Annotated in this window: 8 protein-coding genes; all 8 read right to left on the bottom strand. The window is 38.1% G+C overall.

Features of this window, described 5'->3' with window-relative positions:
• Positions 1–88: 88 nt before the first annotated feature.
• Positions 89–535, bottom strand: a complete 447-nt coding sequence (locus tag MKJ01_RS17385) for a hypothetical protein (protein ID WP_241615454.1) — start codon at positions 533–535, stop codon at positions 89–91.
• A 74-nt stretch (positions 536–609) separates the two neighbouring features.
• Complete coding sequence (locus tag MKJ01_RS17380; protein WP_241615455.1) at positions 610–912, bottom strand: hypothetical protein; 303 nt, start codon at positions 910–912, stop codon at positions 610–612.
• A gap of 28 nt (positions 913–940) precedes the next feature.
• A complete protein-coding gene (locus tag MKJ01_RS17375; protein WP_241615456.1) occupies positions 941–1,495 on the bottom strand; it encodes a hypothetical protein in 555 nt (184 codons plus the stop codon).
• A gap of 92 nt (positions 1,496–1,587) precedes the next feature.
• Entirely contained in the window at positions 1,588–3,357 is a 1,770-nt protein-coding gene (locus tag MKJ01_RS17370) for an acyl-CoA dehydrogenase family protein (RefSeq protein ID WP_241615457.1), read from the bottom strand.
• Between the two features lie 45 nt (positions 3,358–3,402).
• A complete protein-coding gene (locus tag MKJ01_RS17365) occupies positions 3,403–3,759 on the bottom strand; it encodes a four helix bundle protein (RefSeq protein WP_241615458.1) in 357 nt (118 codons plus the stop codon).
• 42 nt (positions 3,760–3,801) lie between these two features.
• Complete coding sequence (locus tag MKJ01_RS17360) at positions 3,802–4,980, bottom strand: acetyl-CoA C-acyltransferase (RefSeq protein ID WP_241615459.1); 1,179 nt, start codon at positions 4,978–4,980, stop codon at positions 3,802–3,804.
• Positions 4,981–5,027: 47 nt separating this feature from the next.
• A complete protein-coding gene (locus tag MKJ01_RS17355; RefSeq protein WP_241615460.1) occupies positions 5,028–5,381 on the bottom strand; it encodes a four helix bundle protein in 354 nt (117 codons plus the stop codon).
• Positions 5,382–5,420: 39 nt separating this feature from the next.
• The gene (locus MKJ01_RS17350; protein ID WP_241615461.1) at positions 5,421–7,814 is read right to left on the bottom strand and encodes a 3-hydroxyacyl-CoA dehydrogenase/enoyl-CoA hydratase family protein; all 2,394 of its coding nucleotides are present in this window, start codon (positions 7,812–7,814) and stop codon (positions 5,421–5,423) included.

Genomic DNA, 7,814 nt, shown 5'->3' with positions numbered 1-7,814 from the left:
TATTTTTGAAGAAAGGCTCAGATTATAAAATCTAAGCCCTGACTTTTTAACTTACACACTTTGTGGGAGAGTGTCGTCATGTTGTTTTTTAGTATTTATCAATGAGATAGTGGTAAGCCTTCAGATATTTATTAAACCTTTTAATATCTTTCGGGCTCAATTCCCCGGGAACTCTTCTCAGGTCCATATTATCCCGAAGGTCATTTAGTTTTACGGCAACTGCTAAAGGAGAGCGTTCTGTTCTCCTGACGAAATCATCATATTCTTCATCCGGATCAAATTTGGTAAGGCAGCTGATGGCAAAAATAATATATTCAGGAAATCCTTCGCTTCTGAGATAATCCAGACTGAATTCCTGAGGATGGTCTTCTACAACATCATGCAAAACACCAACGATTTTTTCGTCCATCGTTTTTCCGTATTCCATCACACGCATGACATGGGCAATGTAAGGGGCATGATATTTATCGGTCTGGCCTTTATGTGCTTTGTCAGCTATCTTTATTGCTCTGTGGAGTAGTTCTTCTTTTGTCATGTAGGTAAAGTAGACTGCAAAAATAAAAAATGCCCTACTATTCAGAGCATTTTTCTTTCAATAATTTTTAATAATTATTTACAAGTAAACTCCGGAATTTTATTTTTTTCTTCCGGTTTTACCGAATTTAATATTTTGTAATCTGTAGTATCCTTTTTCTTATTCTTCATTCTTGAATAAATAGTATCTGTTGGCTTTTTAACAGGCATCTGATATATATTTCCCTGATTATCCGGTTGGAGTTGCAATCCCATTCTGTTTGGATCAAACTTATTTATTTTTACAGAATCTTTTTTAAAAGGAATTACTTTTCTCTCTTTCTGCTGAGCAAACATTGAAGTGGAAATACAGGTAAGTGCTATAAATAACAGTTTCATTGTCTTTATTTTTGATTATTAAAATAAATTACAGAGGTTTAATATTCCATCTGTTACTATAAGACAATTGATACTGTTTAATTATTACTTCTTTTGGAAAAGTAATTGTAAGCTGAACATATTCATTATGATTATCAATTTTATTTGAAATAATAAGTGCAGAGAAGTTATAATGATTTCTTTGAGATTTCCATTTTTCAAATTGTGCCATTTCATTTTCATTACAATCAAATCTGTTTTCCTTTATTTTTTCAATCCAAAATACATTCAGATATGAATAATTGGGAATATCTCGTTTCAAGTTTTTTATCTCGTCTAAAATAAAAGAATATTTTTCCAAAATATATTTAGCGGTACTACAATCCAGTTCTTCTACATATTGCATAGCAGCAGTCCCACAACCAAAAGCCAATTCAGGTCCTTCCGGCTTATTAATTCTGTTTTGATAAGCATTTTGTATCGTATTTAAGAGATAATCTTGTAAAATACCGTGGCATTTCACCAGACTATCTTTGGGATTTATCTGAGAAAAGGAAATGCAAAATGAAAGAATCGCAAAAACAATATAAAATTTTGGTTTCACTAATGAGGTGGTTTACTAATAATTTTAAAGATAATAAAAAACGCCTCAAAAATTTGAGACGTTTTGTTGAAATCAAATTTATATATAAAAGACTAATAAGCTCCTTTACTGATATAGTGTGCCGCTATTTTTTCAGTCAATGCCACTACATTCGGTGTATTGGTATATTTTGTAAATCTTCTTAATCCGGAAAGCATCATTCTTTGCTCGTCACCTTCTGCAAAAGAAACAATTCCCTCTTTTGCCGCCGTGATGATTTTCTCAACCGCTTTATACAGGTTAAGTTGAGCCATCAATGCTTCAACAGAATCGGCAGAGAAATGCTTTTCAGCTCTTAACACTGCAGATTCAGCCATATAAATCTGGTTAAGGATTTCAGAGGCGTTTAATAACAAATGCTGTTGTTTTTCAATATCCATCATGAATTTTTGAAGAGCAGCACCTGAAACCATTAAAAATACTTTTTTAAGGTTAGCGATAATCGCTTTTTCTTCACTCATAAATTCAGAGTAATCAGGAACTTCAAATGACGGGATTCCCATGAGCTCTTTTGAAATAGCCATTGCCGGTGACAATAAATCAAGTTCTCCCTTCATTGCTCTCTTAATCAGCATTCCTACGGATAAAAGACGGTTGATTTCATTGGTTCCTTCATAGATCCTGCCGATTCTTGAATCTCTCCAGGCCGCTTCCATCGGAGTTTCTTCAGAGAATCCCATTCCGCCATAGACCTGGATTCCTTCATCAGCCGTATGCTGCGTCAAGTCTGAAACGAAAACCTTTAGGATTGAAGCTTCTACCGCAAATTCTTCCACACCTTTCAGCTCTGCCTGCTGGTGATTCATTCCGCCTTCTACCAGTTCATTGATTTTATCTTCAACATTTTTTGCAGCTCTGTAGGCACCGGCCTCGGAAACGAAAATTCCGGTTGCCATTTCTGCCAGCTTTTTTCTGATGGCTCCGAACGTTGATATGGAAACTCCGAACTGCTTTCTTTCATTGGAATATTGAAGAGAATGGTTTAAAATTCTCCTCTGGCCGTCAAGGTTAGCAGCTGCAAGTTTGATTCTACCTACATTTAGCGCATTTAAAGCGATCTTGAAACCATTATTTCTTTCTCCCAAAAGATTTTCAACAGGCACTTTCATATCCGTAAAGAATACCTGTCTTGTCGAAGATGACCGGATTCCTAATTTATGTTCCTCTTCACCAAAGCTTAATCCTTCCGTCCCTTCTTTTTCTACGATAAAACCTGTGATGTTTTTATCATCTTCAATTTTAGCGAAAACAATGAAAATCTCTGCAAAACCCGCATTGGATATCCACATTTTCTGCCCGTTGATGATATAATGTTTTCCGTCTTCAGAAAGCCGGGCTCTTGTTTTTCCTGAATTGGCATCAGAACCGGCATCCGGTTCCGTTAAACAGTAGGCCCCGAATTTTGTACCTGTCGCCAGATCCGGAAGGTATTTCTGCTTTTGCTCTTCCGTTCCGTACAGAAGGATAGGAAGGGTACCGATTCCCGTGTGGGCACCATAGGCTGTTGCTAAGGAACCGTTCGCTCCAGAACAGTAATCACACGCCAGCATGGTATTCACGAAGCCCATGCCCAAGCCTCCGTATTCTTCAGGAACAGCAACTCCAAGAAGCCCCATTTCGCCCAGCTTACGCATTTTTTCTTCGGTTAATGCATATTCTTTCTTTTCAAACCTGACGTTTTGAGGAATCACTTCACGGTCGATAAATTCCTTCGCAGAATCACGAAGCATTTTTTGTTCTTCTGAAAGCTCTTCTAAAGTAAAGATGTCATTTGCAGGAATTTCTTTGATCAGGAATTCGCCACCTTTTAATATATTTCCCATTTAATATAATTTTAGAGTAATGAACAAAGAGAAAAGATTAAAGACTTACCACGTTAAGTTTCTCTGAAAGCCGGAAATCATTCTCTGTAATTCTGTTATTTTATTTTCTATAATTTCAATTTTTGCAGACTCAAAATAATTTCTATTGGAAGAAATAATAATTTGAGTCTGCATTTCATAAAGAGAACCAAGACTGATTTCCAGAAACCGATTAAAATCTTTATTCGAACTTCTGCTTGATCCTTCTGCAATATTTGAAGCAACAGAAACAGCACATCTTCTAAGTTGAGATTTTAATCCAAATTCTTCATTCTTCGGGAAACCATCTGTAAGAATATAAATATTATCAGCTAACTCAATCGAAAGTTTCCAAATACTTAGATTCTTGAAATTATGTTTCATCCTGTGTCTTTTCTCTTTATTCTTTTTTTCTTTTAGTCTATGCTACAATAGTTCAAATATACTCGCTGCTCCTTGTCCTGTTCCTACGCACATGGTTACCAGGCCGTATTTGTTGCCGCGCTTTCTCATTTCATCAAGTAGCTGAACGGTTAATTTGGTTCCGGTACATCCGAGTGGATGGCCGAGCGCAATGGCTCCTCCGTTGACGTTCAGGATTTCAGGATTAAGGCCGAGTTCTTTTTTGATGGCTACAGACTGAGAGGCAAAGGCTTCATTCATTTCGATAAGTTCAATATCCTTCAGTTCCAAACCGGCTTGTTTCAAAGCTTTAGGAATGGCATAAACCGGCCCCATTCCCATGATTCTCGGTTCCAGTCCGGCTGCTGCATATGCTACCAACCTTGCTTCAGGTTCAAGTCCCAGTTCTTTCACCATTTCTTCACTCATCACCATGACAAAAGCTGCTCCGTCACTCATCTGGGAAGAATTTCCTGCCGTTACACTTCCGCCGTTGGCAAAAACCGGTTTAAGCTTGGCCAGGCCTTCAAGTGAAGTATCTTTTCTTGGGCCTTCATCTACTGAAAAGTCAAACTTTTTCGTCTGCATTTTCTGTTTTTCATCCAGGAAATTATATTCAACAGGAATCGGAACAATCTGGCTGGCAAACCTGCCTTCCTGATTGGCTTTTAAAGCTTTCACATGTGATTCAAAAGCAAACTGGTCCTGTTCTTCTCTTGTGATGTTATATTGTTTGGCTACCTCTTCGGCAGTATATCCCATGCCCCAGTAATAATCAGGATTTGTTTTGGCAATATCCGTTTCAGGAACCGGCTTATAGCCGCCCATTGGGATATACGACATTGACTCTGTGCCTCCTGCGATAATACAGTCAGCCATACCGGCCTGGATTTTGGCAGACGCAATGGCAATCGCCTCACTTCCTGATGCGCAATATCGGTTTACCGTAACTCCCGGAACTTTGTCGGTATTTAATCCCATCAGAGAAATCAAACGGGCTACATTTAAGCCTTGTTCTGCTTCCGGCATGGCGTTTCCTACGATCAGGTCATCAATGCGGTTTTTATCCAATTGCGGAAGTTCAGCCATTAATTTTTCAATCACGGTTGCCGCCATTACATCGGGTCTTGTAAATCTTAAACTTCCTTTTGGAGCTTTTCCAACGGCTGTTCTGAAACCCTTTACTATATATGCTGTTTTCATATTGTTGTATTAATGTATTATGTACAATGTAAAAAGTATAGTGTACGCTATTTAGAATAAATTTGCTTTAACTTAACTATCATATTTTGAATATGTCTGATCTCTTTCATTAGTAATTCAAAATCATTTTTATTAACGAAACCCAAATCATTAGCAATTATTATTTGAGTTTCAAATTCAAAAGAAGAACCTAATGCAATGTTTAAAAATTGACAAAACTGAGGATTGTTGTCTCTTCCTGCACCCTCAGCAATATTAGACGGAACTGAATAAAGACTCCTTCTTGACTGAGATGTCAATCCAAATAATTCGTCTTTAGGAAAACTTTTGGAAATGATATAATACTGTTTACAAAGTAAAATTGATTTTTTCCAAACTTCCAGCTCTCTAAAATTATGCATGTCAATACTTCTTACATTTTACGACCGACATTATACAAATTAATTCCTCAACGGTTTTCCATTCTGCAACATGTACTGAATTCTCTCTAATGTCTTTCTTTCACCACAAAGCTGCAGGAAGGTTTCTCTCTCAAGATTCAATAGATACTGTTCAGTGACAACCGTTGGTTCGGAAAGATTTCCTCCGACCATGACATTGGCTAACTTATCTGCAATTTTCTTGTCATGTTCAGAAATATATTTTCCGGTGAGCATCTGGTCTGTTCCTACGTAGAACATTCCGAGTGCATCTTTACCTAGAACTTTTACTTTCTGTTCAATAGGTTGCGTATAGCCATGTTCTGCCAGGCTTAGAGCCAACATTTTCGCTGTTTTGATCTGCGTTCTCTTATCTACGGATACAATATCTTTCCCTTTTTCAAGAATTCCCATATCATAAGCTTCATAAGCAGAGGTGGCCACTTTACCCATGGCAATATTCATGAAAGCTTCACGAAGCCTGTTATTTTTAACATCATCATTATGGAATTCTCTTGAAGTTCTTAAGGTCAGTTCTTTGGTACCGCCACCGCCGGGAATTACCCCAACTCCGGTTTCTACCAGTCCGATATACGTTTCTGCTGCTGCAACCACGCGGTCGGCATGCATTGTCATTTCGCAGCCTCCGCCAAGTGTCATTCCATGAGGTGCGACTACGACAGGAATTGACGAATAGCGAACCCTCATCATTGATTTCTGGAAATAAGCGATTGCCATATTCAGATCATCCCAATCCTGTTCGATGGCCATCATTAAAATCATGGCCAGGTTAGCACCTACAGAGAAATTTGTTCCCTGATTTCCTATTACCAGTCCGTCATATTCTTTTTCAGCTAAATCGATCGCTCTGTTCAGTCCATCCAGAACTTCGCCTCCGAGAGAGTTCATTTTAGAGCGGATCTCGAAGTTGATAATGCCGTCACCCAAATCTTCAATTGCAGCACCGGAATTGCTCCAAAGCGTTTTGTTTTTTCTGATATTATCTAAAATAATAAAAGCATCCTGTCCCGGAATTTTGCTATATTCCCCTGAATTTTTATCAACGTAGATGCTTTGTCCTTCGTCATTAACTTTATAGAACGTGTCAACATTTTTCACCCAGTCTGAAACTTCGTACCCAGCATCCTGAGCCAATTCAATTCCTTTTTTAATACCAACAGCATCCCAGATTTCAAACGGTCCGTTTTCCCAGCCGAATCCTGCTCTCATAGCATCATCGATTTTGTAAACTTCATCAGAGATTTCAGGAACTTTATGGGAAACGTAAGCGAATAACGCTCCTAAAGATTTTCTGTATAATTCACCCGCTTTATCTTTTCCTCCGATTAAGACTTTGAAACGGTCAATCGGCTTATCAATATTTTTAGTTAATTCTAAAGTTGGAAAAGATGATTTCTCCTGAAGCTCGTATTCAAGCGTATCAAGGTTCAATCCGTGAATTTCATATTTCCCTTCTGTATTTTTTACTTTTTTGTAGAAACCTTGTTGGGTTTTTGAACCTAACCATTTATTATCGACCATTTTCTGGATGTACTCGGGAAGGGCAAATACATTATTAAAATCATTCGCTTCAACGCCGCTTTTATGGACGCCGTTGGCAACCATTACCAATGTATCCAATCCCACAACATCGGCTGTTCTAAAGGTTGCAGACTTCGGCCGGCCGATAACCGGGCCGGTTAACTTGTCAACCTCGGAAACCGTTAATCCTAATTTCTGAACATTATGGAGCAGATCCATCATTGAAAACACTCCGATTCTGTTCGCAATAAATGCAGGAGTATCTTTAGCCAGAACGGTGGTTTTACCTAAAAACTTCGCTCCGTAGTTCATGTAAAACTCAATGACTTCCGGAGCAGTGTCCTGAGTAGGGATAATTTCCAGTAAAGGAAGATATCTTACAGGATTGAAAAAGTGGGTTCCCGCAAAATAATGCTTGAAGTCATCGCTTCTTTCTTCTGTTAGAAGATGTATCGGGATTCCTGATGTATTGGAAGAAATCAGCGTTCCCGGCTTTCTGAACTGTTCTATTTTTTCATAAACTGATTTCTTGATGTCGAGTTTCTCAACAACCACTTCAATAATCCAGTCCGTATTTTTTATGTTCTGTAAATCATCATCAAAATTTCCTACTTTGATTCTATCAGCAAATTTTGGAGAATAGAGCAGGGCAGGACTTGCTTTTTTCAGTTTCTCAAAGTTTTCAGAAGCGATCCTGTTTCTTACCGCTTTATCATCTTTGGTCAAACCTTTTTTTTGTTCTGCTTCAGTGAGTTCAAAAGGAACGATATCCAAAAGCGAAACCTCTACACCAATATTGGCAAAGTGCGCTGCAATACCGCTTCCCATAATCCCTGAACCAAGAACGGTAACGTGTTTGATTCTTTTTTTCAT

Source organism: Chryseobacterium sp. SSA4.19, assembly GCF_022601875.1.
Lineage (GTDB): Bacteria > Bacteroidota > Bacteroidia > Flavobacteriales > Weeksellaceae > Chryseobacterium.
This window is presented reverse-complemented; position numbering and strand designations above follow the sequence as displayed.

Coding starts and splice junctions, on each gene's coding strand:
- MKJ01_RS17380 (WP_241615455.1), bottom strand. CDS start 912: ATGAAACTGTTATTTATAGCACTTACCTGTATTTCCACTTCAATGTTT.
- MKJ01_RS17365 (WP_241615458.1), bottom strand. CDS start 3,759: ATGAAACATAATTTCAAGAATCTAAGTATTTGGAAACTTTCGATTGAG.
- MKJ01_RS17350 (WP_241615461.1), bottom strand. CDS start 7,814: ATGAAAAAAAGAATCAAACACGTTACCGTTCTTGGTTCAGGGATTATG.
- MKJ01_RS17385 (WP_241615454.1), bottom strand. CDS start 535: ATGACAAAAGAAGAACTACTCCACAGAGCAATAAAGATAGCTGACAAA.
- MKJ01_RS17360 (WP_241615459.1), bottom strand. CDS start 4,980: ATGAAAACAGCATATATAGTAAAGGGTTTCAGAACAGCCGTTGGAAAA.
- MKJ01_RS17355 (WP_241615460.1), bottom strand. CDS start 5,381: ATGCATAATTTTAGAGAGCTGGAAGTTTGGAAAAAATCAATTTTACTT.
- MKJ01_RS17370 (WP_241615457.1), bottom strand. CDS start 3,357: ATGGGAAATATATTAAAAGGTGGCGAATTCCTGATCAAAGAAATTCCT.